Genomic DNA, 18,652 nt, shown 5'->3' on the forward strand with positions numbered 1-18,652 from the left:
CCGGCCGTTGAGTGTGCTGGTGGGGTTCGTCCTGCTGCTGGTGGTGGTGTTCGTGGTGGCGTACGCGGTGGGGAGGCAGGTGGGGCCGGTGGCGCCGGGGCTGACGCCGGGCCCGGGTGGCGGGGCTTCGCCCGGGATGGGTGGGCACGACATGGGCGGGATGCGATGAGCCCGGCCGTGGGTGCGGAGGCCGGGGAGCTGGTGTCCACCGACCTGGCGGTCGGCGGGATGACCTGCGCCGCCTGCGTGGGCCGGGTGGAGAAACGGCTGGGCCGGATCGACGGCGTGACGGCCGGGGTGAACCTGGCCACCGGCCGGGCCCGGGTGCTGCACCCGGCCGGGGTGTCCGTCGAGGAGCTGGTCGCGGCGGTGGAGCGGGCCGGTTACACCGCCGAGCCGGCGCCCGCCGGGGTGCCGGCCGGGATCGCCGCCGAGGAGCCGGACGAGCGGTGGCGGCTGCTGCTGACCGCCCTGTCGGCCGTCCCGGTGCTGGTCCTGTCGATGGTGCCGGCGCTGCAGTTCACCGCCTGGCAGTGGGTCTGCTTCGCGCTGGCCGTGCCGGTGGTGACCTGGGGCTCGGCGGGCTTCCACCGCCGGGCCCTGCAGGGGCTGCGGCATGCCGCGGCGACCATGGACACCCTGGTCAGCCTGGGCGTGGTGGCCTCCTTCGGCTGGTCGGCGTACGCGCTGTTCCTGGGCGGGGCCGGGCAGTTGGGCATGCGGATGCCGTTCTCGCTGACCGCCGACGGCGCGGCACACGTGTACCTGGAGGCGGCGGTCGGCGTGCCGCTGTTCGTGCTGGCCGGGCGGCTGTTGGAGGGCCGGGTGCGCCGGCGCAGCGGTTCCGCGCTGCGGGCGCTGGCCGAGCTGGGCGCCAAGCAGGTGTGCGTCCGGGCGGAGGGCGGCGACGAGCGCCTGATGCCGATCGAACTCCTGCTGCCGGGGCAGGAGTTCGTGGTGCGGCCGGGTGAGCGGGTGGCCACCGACGGGGTGGTGCTCGAAGGGGGTTCGGCGCTCGACCTGAGCCTGCTGACCGGGGAGAGCGTGCCGGTCGAGGTCGGGCCCGGGGACCGGGTGGCGGGTGCGACGGTGAACGTCGGCGGCGCGCTGGTGGTGCGGGCCACGGCCGTCGGCGCGGACACCCAGCTGGCCCGGATCACGGCGCTGGTGGCCGACGCCCAGGCGGGCAAGGCCCGGGCGCAGCGGCTGGCGGACGCGGTGGCCGGGGTGTTCGTGCCCTGTGTGCTGACGATCGCGGTGTGCGTGCTGGGGTTCTGGCTGGGCGCGGGCGCGGCCCCGCAGGCGGCGGTGACGGCGGCGGTGGCCGTGCTGGTGGTGGCCTGCCCGTGCGCGCTGGGCCTGGCCACCCCGACGGCGCTGCTGGCGGCGACCGGCCGGGGCGCCGAGCTGGGCGTGCTGGTGCGCGGTCCGGAGGTGCTGGAGAGCCTGCGCCGGGTGGACACCGTGGTGGTGGACAAGACCGGCACGCTGACCACCGGCCGGATGGAGCTGACGACGGTGACCGTCGCCGAGGGCTGCGCCGAGGAGGAGGTGCTGCGGCTGGCGGGCGCGGTCGAGCACCGCTCGGAGCACCCGATCGGACGGGCCGTCGCGGCCGCCGCCCGGGAGCGCTGCGGGGCCCTGCCGCCGGTGGACGGCTTCGCGGCCGCGACCGGCCTCGGGGTGTCCGGCACCGTCGAGGGCCGGGCGGTCCGGGCCGTCCGCCCGGACGGCACCGAGCTGCCCCCGGGGCTCTCCGGGGCGGTGGCGGCGGCCGGGGCGGCGGGCCGTACCGCCGTACTGGTGGAGCTGGACGGGCGGGCCGCGGCCGTGCTGGAGGTCGGCGACACGCTGCGCTCCGGCAGCTGGCGAGCGCTCCACCGGCTGCGCGGGATGGGCCTGGAGACCGTCCTGCTGACCGGTGACGGCCCGGGCGCGGCCCAGGCCGTGGCCGATGAGCTGGGCATCCGGCAGGTGCACGCCTCGGCCTCGCCGGAGCGCAAGGCCGAGGTGGTGGCCGAACTGCGGGCCGCCGGACGGACGGTGGCGGTGGTCGGCGACGGCGTCAACGACGCGGTCGCGCTGGCCTCGGCCGACCTCGGGGTGGCGTTGGCCTCCGGCAGCGACGCCGCGATCGGCGCGGCCGGGCTGACCCTGGTGCGCGGCGAGATCGAGGCGGTGGTGGACGCCGTGCGGCTGGCCCGGCAGACCCTCGCCACGATCCGGGCCAATCTGCTGTGGGCCTTCGGCTACAACCTGGTGCTGATCCCGCTGGCGGCCGTCGGGCTGCTGAACCCGATGCTGGCGGCGGTCGCGATGTCGCTCAGCTCCCTGCTGGTGGTGGGCAACAGCCTGCGGCTGCGCACCTGGGAGCCGGGGCGCGGGCAGCGCAAGGGGGGCCGGCGATGACGGCCCCGGAACCCGTCGAGCGGCTGAACCGCCTGAACCGGCTGAACCGGCTGGACCGGCTCAAGGTGGTCGGCCCGCCGGTCGGCGCGGCGGCCCTCGCCCTGGTCCTGCTCACCGGCTGGACGGCGGTCGGCGGCGCCGGCCGCCCCCGCCCGGTGGAGGCCGGCGCCGGCTGGGTGCTGCTGCCGGCGACGGGCGCGGCCTCGGCCACCGCCGCCTTCTTCACGGTCCGCAACCCGGGCGACGTGCCCGACGAACTGACGGGCGCCAGCTGGGAGTTCGGCAGTCCCATCACCCTCAAACGCCATCTGCACCAGGGCGCGGCGGGCCGTTGGGAGCCGGCCGCCGCGCTGCCCGTCCCCGGCCGGGGCGAACTGGCGATGTCCCCCGAGGACGCCGACCTGATGATCGCCGCCCCACCCCCGCTACGGCCCGGCCAGCGGGTGACCTTCACCCTGACCTTCCGGCACAGCCCGCCGCTGCGGCTGGCGGCCGAGGTCCGGTCAGCGGCCGACCGGCCGCGCTGAACCCCCGCACGGGGCGGCCCGCTCGGGCGGCCGGGCCGTTGGTCGCCCGGCCGACCGGCCGACCGGCCGTCACCCGTGCGGGACGACCGCCACCGGCGCCTCGGCGTGGTGCAGCGCCGCGTGGGCGACCCGGCCGAGCCGGGGGCCGAGCTCGATCGGACGGTGGCGCCGGCCGACGACCACCAGCGCGGCCCCGGCGGAGGTCTCCACCAGGCCGCGCGCGGCGCCCAGCCGGACGTCCTCGACCACCTCGACGGCCGGGTGCCGCTCGCGCTGTCCGGCCAGGGCGAGCGACAGCAGCTTCGCCTCCAGGGCCTCCAACTGCTCGATCTCGCCCGCCGGGACGGCCCCGCCCGCGTAGCCGAACAGCGGCGGCAGGTCCCAGCCGTGCACGGCCCGGACCGGGGCACCGCGCAGGGCGGCCTCCCGGAAGGCGAAGGCGAGCACCTCCTCCTCGGGTGCGTGGGCGTCGACGCCGACCACCACCTCGCCGGAGCCCGCGGAGCCGGTCTCCCGCACCACGACCACCGGCGCGCCGCTGCGCCCGGCCACCGCCATGCTGACCGAGCCGAGCAGCAGCCCGGTGAAGCCGCCGCGCCCGCGCGAGCCGAGCACCAGCAGGCCAGCATCGGCGGCGGCGGTCAGCAGTCCGTCCACCGGGGCGTCCAGCACCGCGTCGGTGGCCACGGTCAGTTCGGGGTGGCGGGCGCGGATGCCGTCGGCGGCCTCGGTCAGGATGCGCTGGGCGGCGGCGGGCAGGTCGTCGGATTCGGCGAAGGAGGACACGCCGTCGGTCAGCCACGGCCAGGCGTGCACCAGGCGCAGCGGGGCCCCGCGGCGCTGCGCCTCCTCGGCGGCCCACTGGGCGGCGGCGGTGCTCTCCGGTGAGCCGTCGACCCCGGCCACCACGGTTGACGTCATGTGAGTTCCTCCACTGGTTCGGCGCCGGGACCGGTGCGCTCTGACGCCCCGTCCGCGCTGCTCTGTTCCCACCCTGTCGCCCTTCGGCGGCCCGCCGCCAGAGGCCGCAAGCCCTCCGTCCACGGGACGAAAGGCCCCCCGCCGGAACATTACGGGCGACCCCGGCCTCCACCCGGCCGACACCCGGGCACTACCGTGGGGACACGGCGTTCCCGCTGGTCGGACGACCCCCGGTGTCGGCCCGGGCCGACACCGGGCGGGCCGGTCAGGGCACGAACGGGGCGGTCAGGGCGCGAACGGAGCGGGAACGGGCACGAACGGGCGCGAACGAGGAGGACAGCGGTGGGCGGAGCGGACGGCAGTGCGGCGGGCGGCGGCGCGCGGATGCCCCGGCTGCGCCTGGACGAGCTGCTGGAGGAGCTCCAGTGGCGGATCGACGCGGCGCGCGGGACTCAGAACCGGGTGCACAGCCTGCTGGAGGCGGTGCTCGCGGTCGGCCGGGAGCTGGACCTCGCCCAGGCGCTGCACCGGATCGTGGAGGCCGCCGTCGACCTGGTGGACGCCCGCTACGGCGCGCTGGGCGTGATCGGGCCCGACGGTCACACCCTGTCGCAGTTCCTGACGGTGGGTCTGTCGGACGGAGAGATCGAGGAGATCGGCCCGCCGCCCTCCGGCCGGGGCATCCTCGGCGAGCTGATCCACCGTCCGCAGCCACTGCGCTGCCCGGTGCTCTCCGACCACCCGGCCTCGGTCGGCTTCCCGCCCGGCCACCCGCCGATGCACACCTTCCTGGGGGTGCCGGTGCGGGTGCACGGCGAGGTGTTCGGCAACCTCTACCTGACCGACAAGCGCGGCGGGCTGGACTTCGACGAAGACGACGAGGCCGTGATCGCCACCCTGGCGGTCGCGGCCGGGGTCGCCATCGACAACGCCCGACTGTACGAGGAGGCGCAGCTGCGCCAGCGCTGGCTGCGGGCGAGCACCGAGATCACCCGCAGCCTGCTGTCGGGCGCGCCGCGCCTGGAGGTGGTCGAGCTGATCGCCCGCCGGGCCCGGGAGATCGCCGGCGCCGAGCTGGCGGACGCCTCGGTGGCGCTGGCCGGTCCGGAGGAGCGGGCCGAGGAGCTGGCGGTGGAGGTCGCGCTCGGTGCCGAGCCGGCCGCGCGGCTGGGGGTGACGGTGCCGGTGGACGGCACGCTCTCCGGCGCCGCGTACGCCTCCGGTTCGCCGGTCACCAGTGACGAACTGGCCGCCGACGCCCGCTTCCCGGCCGGCCCGGCGGGCCGCTTCGACGGTCTGGGCCCGGCCGTCGCGGTGCCGCTGGGCACCGGCCCCGGGTACGGGCGGGGCGTGCTGCTGCTGGCCCGGGCGCAGGGGCAGCCGGCCTTCGGGCCGGAGGAGACCGGCCCGCTGCTGGGCTTCGCCGACCAGGCCGCGCTGGCCCTGGAACTGGCCGAACGGCGGCGCGACGCCGAGCAGTTGAACCTGCTGGAGGACCGCGACCGGATCGCCCGGGACTTGCACGACCTGGCCATCCAGCGGCTGTTCGCCACCGGAATGACGCTGCAGAGCGCGGGCCGGTTGATCGAGAGTCCGGCCGCCGCCGACCGGGTCGCCCGCGCGGTGGCGGACCTGGACGAGACCATCAAGATCATCCGCTCGACCATCTTCGGCCTGCGTGCCCACAGCGAACCCGACCGCGGGCTGCGCGCCCGCGCCACCCGGGCCGTCACCGAGGCCCAGGGCCCGCTCGGCTTCGCTCCCCGGCTGAGCATGGAGGGCCTGCTGGACACCGACGTCCCGCAGGAGCTGGCCGCCCACGTGGTCGCCGTCCTGGCGGAGGCGCTCAGCAACGCCACCCGGCACGCCCGGGCCACCCGGGTCGAGGTCACCCTGCGCGCCCTGGCCGGGCGGGTGGTGCTCACCGTCGCGGACGACGGGGTGGGCATCCCGGAGGGCGGCCGGCGCAGCGGGCTGCGCAACCTGGCCGAGCGCGCCGAACGGGTGGGCGGAGCCTTCACCCACGGCCCGGCGGACGGCGAGGGCGGTGGCACCCGGCTGGTGTGGGAGGCCCCGCTCGGCTCGTAGCGGCCGTCCGACGACTCCCGCCGCCGTACGGGGGAACTCCGCCACCGCCGCCGCGCCGTGCTCCCGGCGCCGGCTCGGGCCGCCCCTAGCCTGCTCGCGTTCCCCCTCCCGCTCCTGCCCGGCCGGGCGACGAGCGGACGAGCTGACGAGCACGAGGACGGCCGATGGCCCACGAGTCACCCGCGACCGCAGCCCCGCCCCCGGGCACCGCCGAGGTCCCGTCCGCGCCGCCGCCCGGCGGGGCGGTGACGGCGCTGCGGATCGCGGTCGCCGCTGCCGGTGCGCTGCCCGCCGTGGTGCTGCGGCTGGCCGGGATCCACCCCGCACCGGTGCCGGGGATGCTGCTGTTCGGCCTCGGGGTGCTGTCGGCGGCGCTGCTGCTGATGTGGGCGGCGGAGACCGCCCGGGCGGACATCTCCGGACCGCTGGCGCTCGCGCTGCTGGCCTTCATCGCGGTGCTGCCCGAGTACGCCGTCGACCTCTGGTTCGCCTACACGGCCGGCACCCGCCCCGAGTACGCCGCCTACGCGGCCGCCAACATGACCGGCGCCAACCGGCTGCTGGTCGGCGTCGGCTGGCCGCTGGTCGCGCTGGCCGCGTACTTCGCCGCCCGCCGCCGGGGGATCGCCCCGGGGATCGTGCTGCGCGAGCACCGCCGGATCGACACCGCGTTCCTGGGCGCCGCCGCCCTGGTGGCGTTCGTGATGCCGGCGACCCGGCGGATCTCCTGGGTACTCTCGGTGGTGCTGATCGCCTGGTACGCCTACTACCTGTTCCGGATCAGCCGCTGCAGCGAGACCGACGAGGAGGAACTCGTCGGCGTCCCGGCCCGGTTGGCGCTGCTTCCGGCCCAGCGCCGCCAGGCCGTCACCGTCCTGGTGTTCACCGCGGCCGCCGCCGTGGTCTTCGCCTGCGCCGAGCCGTTCGCCACCTCGCTGGTCGACGCCGGCTCCTCGCTCGGCATCGACCGCTTCCTGCTGGTGCAGTGGCTGGCCCCGCTGGCCTCCGAGGCGCCCGAGCTGATCGTCGCGGTGGTCTTCGCCTGGCGGCTGCGCGGCGACGACGGCCTGGGCGCACTGCTCTCCAGCAAGGTCAACCAGTGGACGCTGCTGATCGGCTGCCTGCCGCTCGCCCACCTGCTGGGTGGCGGCCCCGCCTCGCTCCCCCTGGTGGAACGCCAGGTGGACGAGGTGCTGCTGACCGCCGCCCAGACCGTCCTCGCCGTCGTCCTCCTCCTCGACCTCCGCTTCCTCCCTTGGAAGGCCGCCCTGCTGCTGGTGCTGTTCGCCGCCCAGTTCGCGCTGCCCGGCGAGTCCTCCCGGCTGGTGCTCAGCTGGGTGTACCTCGGCCTGGCGCTTCCGCTGCTGGCTCTGCGCCTGCGTGAACTGCCGCCCACCGTACGGGCCTTGGCGGGCCGGATCGCGGGCGATCCGCACTGACCGCACTGACCGCACCGACCCCTGACGGCCGCGCCGGCGAGCGCAGGAAGCGAGCATCGCCCCGCTCCGTTCCGAGTGGTAGTCAAGCGAACGGCGGGCGGCGGGGCAAGTGGTGCGCGTGGATCCGCCGGAACCCGGGGCCCGCTGTGAAGATGGCAGCCCGTCAGACCCGCTTGTCGGCATCGTCCCTACCCGAACGAAGGGACCGACCGGGAGTGGTTCACAGTTCCGCCACGGAGCCTTGGAAGAACACCCTCAACATCCATTGTCGCCACGCATGTTCGAAGGTAGAGTCGCCGTTCGCCGAGCACGGATGAGCAGTTCTCAGCGCATTTGGGGCGGGCATGTCAAATAATCACGGTTCCCTCCAGGTCGCCCCCGACCTACTTGACGTGTTCAGTGATATCGCACGTCGAAATCCCCTTCGTCCGGCGATCGTCCACAACGGACGCGCCCTCACCTACCACCGCCTCCAGGAGGCGGTGAACGCCCTGGCCACGCGCCTGGGCCCGGATCCCGGCACGGTCGCCGTGCCGGCCGTCCACGCACCGGAAACGGTGGTCGCACTTCTCGGCGTGCTGACCGCCGGGGGCACCTATTGCCCCATCGATCCGGCATTCCCGGCGGCCCGCCGACACGCCATGGCGGCGGCCGCGCGATGCCGTACCGCGGTGTCCGCGGGCTCCCCCGACCTCCTCCAACTCGACATCCGATTAGTGGAGTTACCAGACCCATCAAAAAACTCCGGGGACCCCCCGGGAAGCCCCCCGGCACACCCGCCCGGGGCAGGCCCGGAACAACCGGCCTACATTCTCTTCACGTCGGGTTCGACCGGGCAGCCGAAACCCGTCCTGACACCCCGCCGGGCCGTCTCGGCCACCGCCCACGCCCTGGGCGGGCTGTTCCGGCTCACCCCCGAGGACCGGGTGCTCCAGTTCGCCTCGCTCAACTGGGACACCTGCTTCGAGGAGATCCTCCCGACCCTCGCCACGGGCGCGACCCTGGTCATCGACCGGGACGCGCACAGCGGCTCCTTCCCCCGGTTCCTGCGGCTGGTCGAACGCGAGCGGATCACCGTGCTCGACCTGCCCACCGCCTTCTGGCACGAACTGGTCCACCACCTGGTCGACTCCGGCGACCGGCTTCCGCCCTGCCTGCGCCTGCTGGTCATCGGCGGAGAGGCCGCCGCGCCCGCCAGACTGGCCGACTGGGCCCGGCTGCCGACCAGGGGGATCCGGCTGCTCAACACCTACGGCTGCACCGAAACCACCCAGATCACCCATGCCGTGGACCTCGCCGGCCCACTGGCCCCCGGGCGGAGCTGGGACGGCACCGCCCGCGCGCCGATCGGCCGCGCCCTGCCGCACGTCGTCGAACGCCTCGGCGAGCAGGGCGAGTTGCTGATCGGCGGCCCGTCCCTCGCACTCGGCTACCTCGGCCTGCCCGAGGCCGGCGCGGCGCGGTTCACCACCCTGGACGGCGAACGGTTCTTCCGTACCGGCGACCGGATGAGCCGCGACCCGGACGGACTGCTCACCCACCAGGGCCGTCTGGACGGCGAGTTGAAGGTCCGCGGCATCCGGGTGGACCCGGCCGAGGTGGAGGCGCACCTGACCGGCCACCCGGACGTCACCGCCGCCGCCGTCACCGGCGTCACCACGGCCGGCCGCACCACCCTGGTCGCGTACGTGGTGGCCCGCCCGTACGCCGCCTCCGCCGAGCTGGACCGCGAACTGCTGCGCCACCTGCGGGCGCGCGTCCCCGGCCACCTCGTGCCGGGCCGGATCACCCTGGTACCCGCCCTGGTGCACACCCCGAGCGGCAAGGTCGACCGGACCGGCTGCCACCTGCGCTACGCGGGCTCCCCCGACAGGTCGAAGGAGACCTCCCCATGAGCACCGACCTCACCTCCCCCGCCGGCACCCAGACCCTGGTGGCCGTCTTCCGGCGCGTGCTGGAACGCGAGGACGTCACCGCCGACTCCGACTTCTTCGACCTGGGCGGCGACTCCCTGGTCGCCACCCGGGTGCTCAGCGCCGTCGCCCGCGCCCACGGCGTCGAGCTGACCTTCGACGACTTCCTGCTCGCACCCACCCCGGCCGGCCTCGCCCAGCGCATCGCGGCCGCCGCGTGAACGAGGACCACAGACGTACCACCGTCGTGGTCGGCGCCGGCCTGGCCGGCCTCACCGCGGCGACCGGACTGGCCGCCCGCGGGTACGCCGTCACCGTCCTGGAGGCCCGGGACCGGGTCGGCGGACGCACCCACGGCATCGAGGCCGCCCCCGGCGTCCTGGTCGACGCCGGGGCCGCCTACCTCGGCGACCGGCACACCGAACTGCTGGCCCTGGCTGCCGACTTGGGGCTCAAGACCACCCCCACCATGATGCTCGGCGCCAGCCGCTTCGCCCTCACCCGGCACGACGGCTCCGCCGAACCCGCCACCCGGGACGGCCGGTTCCCCCCGCTCGACGCCGTCGCCCTCGGCGACCTCTTCGAGCGACTGGCCGAACTCACCGACACGGTACGGCCGGAGGCCCCCTGGCTCACCCCGGACGCCGAACGGCTGGACGCCCTGACCGTCGCCGAGTGGGCCGAGCGGCACCTCACCCACCCGGACGCCCGGCTCTTCCTCCCGCTCTTCCTCGGCGAGATGTGCGCCGCCGACCCGGCCGACCTCTCCGTCCTGCACCTCGCCTTCTACCTGCGCTCCGGCGGCGGCCTGCGCTACCTCAACGCCTTCGCCGGCGGCGCCCAGCAGGACCGGATCGACGGCGGCGCCCACCAGCTGTGCGAGCGGCTGGCCGAACCGCTGGGCGCCCGGGTCCGGCTGGGCGAGGCGGTCCGGGCCGTCCACCAGGACGACCGGGCGGTGACGGTGCACACCGACCGGGGCGCCTACCGGGCGGACGTCGCGGTGCTGGCGCTGCCGCCCCTGCTCGCCGACACGATCGCCTACCAGCCCCCGCTGCCCGCGCCCCGGGCCGGGGAGCGCACCACGCGCGGCTGCGCGATCAAGGTCCACCTGGTCTACCCGTCCCCGCTCTGGCGCGAGCACGGCCTCTCCGGCTGGTCGGTCAACGCCCGGGGGCCGCTGCTCTCCACCGTGGACGACTCGCCCGGGAGCGGCTCACCCGGGAGCGGCTCATCCGGGGACGACTCGCCTGGGGGCTACTCCTCCGGGGACTGCTCCTCCGGGGCCTGCTCACCGGCGGACGGGATCGGCGTGCTGACCGGCTTCGTCACCGGCGCCGAGGCCCACCGCTTCGGCGCGCTCACCCCCGAGCGGCAGCGCGCCGAGGCCGTCGAGCAGGCCGCGCGGCTGTTCCCGATGCTCCCCGAGCCGCTCGGCGTCCACGTCACCGACTGGGTCAACGACCCGTTCAGCCGGGGCTGTTACGCCGCCCTGCTGGGGCCCGGTGACTGGATCCGGACCGGCCCGACGCTGACCGCGCCGCACCAGCGGGTGCACTGGGCCGGCACCGAGACCAGCACCGCGTTCTTCGGCCTGATGGAGGGCGCGATCCGCTCCGGCCACCGGGTGGTCGCCGAGGTCCTCGCCCGCGGCTGAGCCCGCGTCCCCTCCCCCGGCCCCACCTCCCCCTCACCCTCACCCTCACCATCCCCCCAGGCGCCCGTCCCACGAGGCCGCGCGTCCGGCACCCCACGCCCGGAGACCGCCATGAGCGACCAGACCCCCATCACGCCCCTCGCCGCCCGCGAGCGGCTGATGACCGAGCCCGCCCTCGGGGCCGGCAACTTCCTCGACCACGCGGTCGCGGCGAACCCCCACCGGTCCGTCCCGTTCGTCTTCACCCACCGCACCGACCACCGCGGCGAGGTCGTGCTGCGCGGCCACAGCCTGCTCGACCTGGTCGCCCTGCGCGACCGCTACGCCGCCTGGTACCACGCCAACGGGGTGCGCCCCGGCGAGCCGGTCGCCGTGGTGGTCGGCGAGGGCCTGGAGCCGCTGCTGCACTTCCTCGCGCTCACCTCGCTCGGCGCCGTCCCCGCGCTGGTCAACGACGCGATGCGGCACGACGTGCTGGTGCGCTACCTGGACCACGTCGGCGTGGTCGGCGTGGTCGCCGACGACACCACCCGGCTCGCCGCCGCCTACCGCCAGGACCCGCAGCGGCGCCCGCGCTTCCTCGCCCTGGCCGCCGAGGTGCGGGCCTTCGACGCCGCCGCCGTCGACCTGCCCGCCGGCCACCCGTACCGGCACGCCGACGACGACGTGGTGGCGCTGATCCACTCCTCCGGCACCACCGGCACCCCCAAGTCGACCATGCTGGCGCACCGAGGCTTCTGGGACGGCAAGCAGCCCCGGATGACCCGCTTCCCCGCCGAGCCGTACGACCGGCTGATGTCGCTGATGCCGCACACCCACGCCGGCGGCCTCAGCTACTTCCTCACCGCCGTGTTGCTCGGGCTGCCGACCGTGGTGATGGCCGACTGGCGGCGCGCCGTGGTGGAACCGGTGATGGAGGCGTTCCAGCCGACCATGGTCGCCTCCTTCCCCCGGACCTTCGTCGAACTGGCCACCGGCGAGCTGCCGGTGCGCGGCGCGGCCCGGGTGCACTCCTGGTTCAACACCGGCGACAGCGCCCACCACGGGCACATCCGCCGGCTGGTCACCCTCGGCGAGCGGCCCGCCGGACTGATCCGCCCCTGGCTGCTGCCGCCGCAGCAGGCCGGGCAACCCGCCCTGCCCGGCTCGCAGTTCGTCGACGGACTGGGCTCCTCGGAGATGGGCATGGCCCTGTTCGGCCAGGTCACCACCCCGGAGAGCGAGCGTGACGACCGCTGCGTCGGCAAGCCGCTGGAGGTGGTGCGCCGGGCCGCCGTGCTGGACCACGACGGCGTCGAAGTCCCGGACGGCACCGTCGGGTTGCTGGCCGTCGACTCCCCCTCGCTGACCCCGGGCTACTGGAACGACGAGCGGCTCACCGCGAGCTTCGAGCTGGCCGGCTACTGGCTCACCGGCGACGTCGCCCGCCGCGACGCCGAGGGCCGCTTCCACCACCTGGACCGCACGGTGGACGTCATCGACACCGTCGACGGCCCGGTCTACAGCCTGCCGATCGAGGAGGTGCTGCTGGCCGACTGCGCGGACCTCGTCCGGGACTGCGCGGTGGTCGGCGTCCCGGCCGGCTCCGGCGCCGGGCAACTGCCCATAGCGGTCGTCCAGTTGCAGGCCGAGGTGGCGCAGGCCGACGCCGAGGAGGTGGTCCGGTCCGCCGCCAACGAGGCGCTGGCCGCCGCCGGACTGGCCGCCCTCGCCGCCGTCCGGCTGGCCCGCACCCCGGCGGACTTCCCGCTCGGCCCGACCGGCAAGGTCCTCAAACGCGAGCTGCGCACCCGCCACGCCGGCCTCCTCACCGGCCGGTAGGGCGCCGTGGACCACCCAGCCGACCACCCCGCGGACCACCCCGCGGACCGTCCGGCGATCCGCCAGCCGTACCAGTACGTACGGACGGCACTGGTCGAACCGGACTGGCGCCGGCTGCCCGGCTGGCGGCAGGTCACCGCGGCGCAGTGGCGCGACCCCCAGTGGCAGCGCGCCCACTCCGTGCAGAACGCCCGCCGACTGCGGGCCGTCGTCGGCGAGCTGCTCACCGACCGCTTCTACGACGAACTCGCCGCCGACCAGGCCGAGTTGGCGACCATGCCGGTGCTGCTGCCGCCCCAGGTGCTGAACACCATGGCGGCCGACGCCCCGCCCGAACCGCGGGCCTTCACCGAGGCCTTCCTGGCCGACCCGGTGCGCCGCTACATGCTGCCGGTACGGGCGGACCGCCACCCGCGCTGGCCCAGCCACCCGCTGGCCGAACGGGACTCCCTGCACGAGGCGGACATGTGGGCCGTCGAGGGCCTGACCCACCGCTACCCCACCAAGGTGCTCGCCGAACTGACCGCCACCTGCCCCCAGTACTGCGGGCAGTGCACCCGGATGGACCTGGTCGGCACCTCCACCCCGCAGGTCGCCAAGACCCGGCTGCTGCTGCGCCCCGCCGACCGGCAGGAGCAGATGCTCGACTACCTCAAGCGCACCCCCTCGGTGCGCGACGTGGTGGTCTCCGGCGGCGACCTCGCCAACGTGCCCTGGCCGCGCCTGGAGTCCTTCCTGCTGCGGCTGCTGGACCTCGGCTCGGTCCGCGACATCCGGCTGGCCAGCAAGGCCGTGGTGGGCCTGCCCCAGCACTGGCTGCAGCCCCGGGTGCTGGAGGGGGTGGCGAGGGTCGCCGCCGTCGCCGCCCGCCGGGCCGTCAACCTCGCCGTCCACACCCACGCCAACCACGTCCGCTCCGTCACCCCGCTGGTCGCCGAGGCGGCCCGGGCGCTGCTGGACGCGGGCGTACGGGACGTCCGCAACCAGGGCGTGCTGATGCGCGGCGTCAACGACACCCCGGAGGACCTGCTGGACCTCTGCTTCGCCCTCCAGGGCGAGGCCAACGTCCTGCCGTACTACTTCTACCTCTGCGACCTCGTCCCGGGCGCCGAGCACTGGCGCACCCCGCTGCACCGGGCGCAACACCTCCAGGAGGCGATCATGGGCTACCTGCCCGGCTACGCCACGCCCCGCCTGGTCTGCGACGTCCCGCGCGTCGGCAAGCGCTGGGTGCACCAGGCCGTGGCGTACGACCGCGAGCGCGGCATCTCGTACTGGACCAAGAACTACCGCACCAGCCTGGAGGGCGGAACGGCCGACGAGGCCGCGCTCGAACGGCGCCACCCCTACTACGACCCGGTGGACACCCTCCCCGAGGCCGGCCGCCGCTGGTGGGCCGGATCGTCCGCCGCCCCCGCACCCCGAGGAGCCCGATGAACACCCGCGCCGCCGAGCGCCCCCGACCCGGCGACCCGGCCGGCCCGCTGCGCCGGATGTGCTGGATCTTCCCCGACCGGGAGTCCTCCCGGATGGCCGAGATGTGGCACGGCTTCTTCTGGGACCTCTACGCCGAGAGCGCCGCCGGCCTCGGCCTGCGCTGGAGCCGGCACGCCCCGGACGCCGTCAGCGTGGACGCCACCGGCCCCGGCCGCCCCCGGGTGTACGTGGACGACGAGCCGGTGACCCCCGAGGACACCCTGTTCATCACCGCGCTCTACTCGCTGCCGTACCAGTCGATGGACGTCTTCAACCAGTACTCCCTCTACGCGGTGCTCGAACAGGCCGGCTTCTACCTGCCGTTCCCGCCCCAGGTGTCGCTGATCGGCAACGACAAGCTGGCTACCCTGCTGTTCCTGGCCGGCTCCCCGGTGCCGACCATCCCGACCGTACGGATCGGCACCGGGCGGGACACCGCCAAGTACGGCTACGAGGTCGCGCTCGGGGCGATGACCTACCCGGCCATCGTCAAACCCGCCGGCTGGTGCGGCGGCGGCGGGATCAACCTGGCCCACGGCCCCGAGGACGTCCGGGGCCTGGCCAGCCTCGCCCAGGGCGGCGACACCACCCTGGTGATCCAGCCGTACCTGGGCGACGGCACCATCGACTACCGGGTGTACGTGGTCGACGGCCGCCCCTACGCGGTGATGAAGCGCACCCCCGAGCCCGGCTCCCCGGTCGCCAACGCCAGCCGCGGCGGGGCCATGGAGTTCCCCCCGGTGCCGCCCGAACTCGCCGCCGCCACCGCCTGGTTCGCCGAACGGCTGCCGATCCCGTTCTTCTGCGTCGACTTCCTGTACGACGGCGAGCGCTACTGGTTCTCCGAACTGGAACCGGACGGCGTGATCGCCCCGGACTACACCGACCCGGACCGCACCCTGCAACGGGACGTCACCCGGGCCCGGTTCGCCGCCTACCGGGACGGCCACGCCACCTGGCTCGCCGACGGCGCCCGCCCGCTCACCCTCCCCCCAGCACCGGACGGACCCCGATGACCGCCTTCTCGCTCGCCCCCGAGGCCGCCGGGCCCCGGCTGCACGTGGCCCGGCGCACCCTGGAGCGGCTGCGGAGCGTCCCCGCACTGGCCCCGCGCTACCCGGCGCACCTGGACGCCGACAGCCTGGAGCGGCTCGCCGAACTCCCCCCGCTGGCCAAGGACGACCTCAACACCGCCCTCGCCCACCTGGAGCCGGCCGCCGAGCAGTCCGCCACCTGGCTGTTCCAGAGCGGCGGCTCCACCGGCGCCCCGAAGGTCGGCTACGCCCCCACCGGCTTCTACATGGCCGGTGTGCACGCCCACTGGCAGCCGCTCGACCGCGCCGACGTCTTCGTCAACGCCTGGGGCGCCGGCCGGATGTGGGGCGCGCACTTCCTCGCCGCCGCGCTCGCCGACCTCTCCGGCTGCCGGATCATCGCCCTCGGCTCCGTCGCCGGGGACGAGTACGGCGGCTGGCTGGAGTTCCTGGCCGCCCGCCGGGTGACGGCCATCGGCGGCACCCCCAGCGTGCTGCGGCTGTGGTTCTCCCAGGCCCGCGCCGCCGGGGTCCGACTCCCCGCACTGCGCAAGGTGTTGTGGCTCGGGGAGGCCTGGCAGCCGCAGCTGGCGGCCGACCTGGCCGCCGTCGCCCCGCAGGCCCGGCGGTGGGGCATGTTCGGCAGCACCGAGACCTGGGTGGTGGGCACCAACACCCCCGACTGCCCGGCGGACGTCTTCCACCCGCTGCCGCACCAGTTGGTGCACACCGACGCCGACGGCCTGCTGGACTTCACCACCCTCGACCCCGAGATGCTCAACCCGGTGCTGCGCTATCGCACCGGCGACGCGGGCGAGTTGACCACCTGCCGGTGCGGCCGCCCGGAGCCGGCCATGCGGGTGCTGGGCCGGCGCGACAGCGTCGTGCAGGTGCGCGGCCTGGGGCTGGACGTGGACGAGCTGATCGCCCGGGCGGAGCGCACCCCGGGCGTGGCCCGGGCCCAGGTGGTGCTCACCGAACGGGCCGGCCGGGCGACCGGCGTGGAGGTCCTGGTGGTGCCCACCGGAGCGGCACCCGCCCCCGACGTCGAGCGGCTGCGCACCGAACTGTTCACCGCCACCCTCACCCTCGGCACCGCCTTCCAGCACGACCCGGGCTCCTTCCGGGTCCGCCCGGTGGCGGAGCTGGTCAGCAACGGCCGCACCGGCAAGACCGCCGCGCTGGTCCTCCGGGAGGAGGCATGACGGCGGACACCGCCCCGGCCCGGCCGGCCCCGCTCGGGCGCGGCTTCGACCTCTTCTGGGCCGGACAGACCGTCAGCCTGGTCGGCGACAAGGTCACCGTGTTCGTCGTCCCGACCCTGATGATCTTCGCGCTGCACGCCTCCGCCCTCCAGGTCGGCGTGGTGGCGATGGCCCAGTACCTCGGCATCCCGCTGCTCGGCCCGATCGCCGGAGTGCTGGTCGACCGCTGGGACAAGCGCCGCACCATGCTCGTCTGCGACCTGGTCCGGCTGGCCGCCGTCGCCGCGATCCCGCTCGCCTACGCGCTCGGCGTGCTCTCCACCCCGCTGCTGTTCGGCTGCGTGGCCGTGATCAGCGGCGCGACCATCTTCTTCAACGTCGGCTACCTGGTCGCCGTCCCCGCCGTGGTGCCCGAGGACGGCATGGTCCGCGCCTACTCCCGGCTGGAGGGCAGCGGTTCGGTCTCCGAGGTGGCCGGGCCGTCCATCGCCGCCGCCCTCTACAGCGCGCTCGGCGTGGCCGCCCTGCTCGTCGACGCGGCCAGCTACCTGGTCTCGGCGGTCTGCTTCCGCGCCATGCGCCCCTGGGGCGAGCGGACGGTCGAGGAGGGCTCCGTCCGGGAGCGGCTGACCCGCGGCTTCCGGCTCAACTGGTCCGACCCGGTGCTGCGCCGGGTGGTGCTGGCGGCCGTGATCCTCAACTCCGGCGGACCGGTGTTCGTCACCGTGCTGCCCGTCCTGGCCTACCGCGGCCTGGGCGTGCGGGTCGGCGTCTTCGGCGCGGCCATGTCCGTCGCGGCGCTCGGCGCGCTGCTCGGGGCCGTGGTCGCGCCCCGGCTCTCCCGGCGGTTCGGCCTCGGCCGGACGATGGCCTGGTCGCTGCTGCTGCACTGCCTGGTCGGCCTCGGCGTGCTCGCCGCGCCCGCGCTGCCGGCCGGCCCGGTGATCGCCGTGACCATGGGCTGCTACGGCTTCTTCATGTCCTGCATCAACGTGTGCAGCGCCCCCGCCCGGCAGTCCCGGATGTCCGCGCGCAACCAGGGCGTGATGCACGCCGCCTTCCGCACCGTCACCTGGGGGGTGATCCCGCTGGCCGCGCTGATCGGCGGCCTGGCCGTCACCCTGCTCACCGGACCGCTCGGCGTCCTGGACGCCGCCCGGTCCACCATGGCCGGCGGCACCCTGCTGGCGGCCTGCTCCTTCGTCCCCGCCCTCGGCCTCCAGCCGCTGCTGGACGCGGCCGAGCGCGCCAAGGCGGCCCCCGGGGAGGGCGCCGCGTGACCGAGCCGCAGCCCGAGGACCCTGCCGGCCAGGTGCTGCTGATCACCGGCACCTCCTCCGGCATCGGCCTGGCCACCGCCGTCGCCGCGGCCCGGGCCGGCTACACCACCGTCGCGACCCTGCGCGCACCCGCCCGGGCCGAGGCCCTGCGCGCCGCCGCCGAGGCCGCCGGAGTCACCCTGGACGTCCGCCGACTGGACGTCACCGACCCCGGATCGGTCACCGACTGCCTGGCCGCCGTGCACCGGCGGTACGGCCGGCTCGACGCCGTCGTCAACAACGCCGGCGTCTCCAACTCCGACCCCACCCTGGAGATGTCCACCGACGCGGCACTGCGCGCCAACCTGGACGTCAACTTCTTCGGCGTCGCCACCGTCAGCCGGGCCGCCCTGCCGCTGCTGCGCGCCGCGGGCGGCCGGCTGGTCACCGTCGGCAGCGTGCACGGCGTGGTCGGCCAGCCCTTCAACGAGGCCTACTGCGCCGCCAAGTTCGCCGTCGAGGGCTTCCTGGAGGCGCTCGCCCCGGTGGCCGCGGCGCACGGCGTCCGGGTGTCGGTGGTGGTTCCGGGCTTCGTCCCCGACACCGAGTTCGGCGTCTTCCCCGACATCGACCGCACCACCCTCCAGGCCGCCTCCGGCCCGTACGCGCCCACCTTCGCCGGCTACCTCGCCCAGCTCGGCGGCCAGGGCTTCGAGTCGGCCGGCCAGCCGGCCCGGGAGGTCGCCGAGGTGGTGCTGCGCACCCTGCGCGCCCGCCGTCCCCCGTTCCGGGTGCCCGCCAACGCCTGGGCCGCCGACTACCTGGCCGCCAAACTCGCCGACCCCGACGGCTCCGCCGTCCAGTCCCTCGCCCGCGGCTGGCTCGGCCGGCCCTCCTCCTGAT

General features: G+C 75.5%; 15 protein-coding genes. 14 read left to right on the forward strand and 1 reads right to left on the reverse strand.

Translation table 11 applies throughout. The features are described from left to right. Positions 1-7 precede the first annotated feature (7 nt). The 3 genes from ACZ3YL_RS22460 to ACZ3YL_RS22470 are packed head-to-tail and all read left to right on the forward strand — an operon-like array spanning position 8 to position 2,936. On the forward strand, positions 8-169 hold the full coding sequence (locus ACZ3YL_RS22460; protein ID WP_465659325.1) for a hypothetical protein: 162 nt from the start codon (positions 8-10) through the stop codon (positions 167-169). Then, positions 166-2,409, forward strand: coding sequence for a heavy metal translocating P-type ATPase (locus ACZ3YL_RS22465; protein WP_465659326.1), 2,244 nt, complete (start codon positions 166-168; stop codon positions 2,407-2,409). The genes ACZ3YL_RS22460 and ACZ3YL_RS22465 overlap by 4 nt, the downstream gene beginning before the upstream one ends. Beyond that, positions 2,406-2,936 (forward strand): copper chaperone PCu(A)C, encoded by a 531-nt coding sequence (locus ACZ3YL_RS22470; protein ID WP_465659328.1) that lies wholly within the window; start codon positions 2,406-2,408, stop codon positions 2,934-2,936. The genes ACZ3YL_RS22465 and ACZ3YL_RS22470 overlap by 4 nt, the downstream gene beginning before the upstream one ends. 69 nt (positions 2,937-3,005) lie before the next feature. Here the strand turns inward: ACZ3YL_RS22470 and ACZ3YL_RS22475 are convergent, their stop codons facing one another. Continuing rightward, positions 3,006-3,857: a universal stress protein gene (locus tag ACZ3YL_RS22475; protein WP_188302993.1), complete on the reverse strand. Its 852-nt coding sequence runs from the start codon at positions 3,855-3,857 to the stop codon at positions 3,006-3,008. 384 nt (positions 3,858-4,241) lie between these two features. Here ACZ3YL_RS22475 and ACZ3YL_RS22480 point away from each other — a divergent pair, with 384 nt between their 5' ends. The 11 genes from ACZ3YL_RS22480 (at position 4,242) to ACZ3YL_RS22530 (ending at position 18,651) form a co-directional block, all read left to right on the forward strand. Continuing rightward, entirely contained in the window at positions 4,242-5,945 is a 1,704-nt protein-coding gene (locus ACZ3YL_RS22480) for a sensor histidine kinase (protein WP_465659409.1), read from the forward strand. A 164-nt stretch (positions 5,946-6,109) separates the two neighbouring features. Next, complete coding sequence (locus ACZ3YL_RS22485) at positions 6,110-7,384, forward strand: sodium/calcium exchanger protein (RefSeq protein ID WP_465659331.1); 1,275 nt, start codon at positions 6,110-6,112, stop codon at positions 7,382-7,384. A 344-nt stretch (positions 7,385-7,728) separates the two neighbouring features. After that, positions 7,729-9,279: an amino acid adenylation domain-containing protein gene (locus tag ACZ3YL_RS22490; protein ID WP_465659333.1), complete on the forward strand. Its 1,551-nt coding sequence runs from the start codon at positions 7,729-7,731 to the stop codon at positions 9,277-9,279. Further along, positions 9,276-9,518, forward strand: a complete 243-nt coding sequence (locus ACZ3YL_RS22495; RefSeq protein ID WP_188302996.1) for a phosphopantetheine-binding protein — start codon at positions 9,276-9,278, stop codon at positions 9,516-9,518. Before ACZ3YL_RS22490 ends, ACZ3YL_RS22495 begins: the two co-directional genes overlap by 4 nt. Further along, on the forward strand, positions 9,515-10,954 hold the full coding sequence (locus ACZ3YL_RS22500; RefSeq protein WP_465659335.1) for a flavin monoamine oxidase family protein: 1,440 nt from the start codon (positions 9,515-9,517) through the stop codon (positions 10,952-10,954). Before ACZ3YL_RS22495 ends, ACZ3YL_RS22500 begins: the two co-directional genes overlap by 4 nt. Positions 10,955-11,065: 111 nt before the next feature. Then, on the forward strand, positions 11,066-12,775 hold the full coding sequence (locus tag ACZ3YL_RS22505; RefSeq protein ID WP_465659337.1) for a class I adenylate-forming enzyme family protein: 1,710 nt from the start codon (positions 11,066-11,068) through the stop codon (positions 12,773-12,775). Positions 12,776-12,781: 6 nt separating this feature from the next. Further along, positions 12,782-14,212 carry a KamA family radical SAM protein gene (locus ACZ3YL_RS22510; protein ID WP_188302999.1) on the forward strand — a complete coding sequence of 477 codons (1,431 nt, stop codon included), beginning with the start codon at positions 12,782-12,784 and terminating at the stop codon, positions 14,210-14,212. Continuing rightward, a complete protein-coding gene (locus tag ACZ3YL_RS22515; RefSeq protein ID WP_188303000.1) occupies positions 14,209-15,267 on the forward strand; it encodes an ATP-grasp domain-containing protein in 1,059 nt (352 codons plus the stop codon). Before ACZ3YL_RS22510 ends, ACZ3YL_RS22515 begins: the two co-directional genes overlap by 4 nt. Continuing rightward, positions 15,264-16,490 (forward strand): AMP-binding protein, encoded by a 1,227-nt coding sequence (locus ACZ3YL_RS22520; RefSeq protein WP_188303001.1) that lies wholly within the window; start codon positions 15,264-15,266, stop codon positions 16,488-16,490. The genes ACZ3YL_RS22515 and ACZ3YL_RS22520 overlap by 4 nt, the downstream gene beginning before the upstream one ends. Further along, positions 16,487-17,770, forward strand: coding sequence for an MFS transporter (locus tag ACZ3YL_RS22525; RefSeq protein ID WP_465659340.1), 1,284 nt, complete (start codon positions 16,487-16,489; stop codon positions 17,768-17,770). Before ACZ3YL_RS22520 ends, ACZ3YL_RS22525 begins: the two co-directional genes overlap by 4 nt. Beyond that, positions 17,767-18,651 (forward strand): SDR family NAD(P)-dependent oxidoreductase, encoded by an 885-nt coding sequence (locus tag ACZ3YL_RS22530; RefSeq protein ID WP_188303003.1) that lies wholly within the window; start codon positions 17,767-17,769, stop codon positions 18,649-18,651. The genes ACZ3YL_RS22525 and ACZ3YL_RS22530 overlap by 4 nt, the downstream gene beginning before the upstream one ends. Position 18,652 lies beyond the last annotated feature (1 nt).

Source organism: Kitasatospora sp. NPDC023176 (assembly GCF_055560495.1).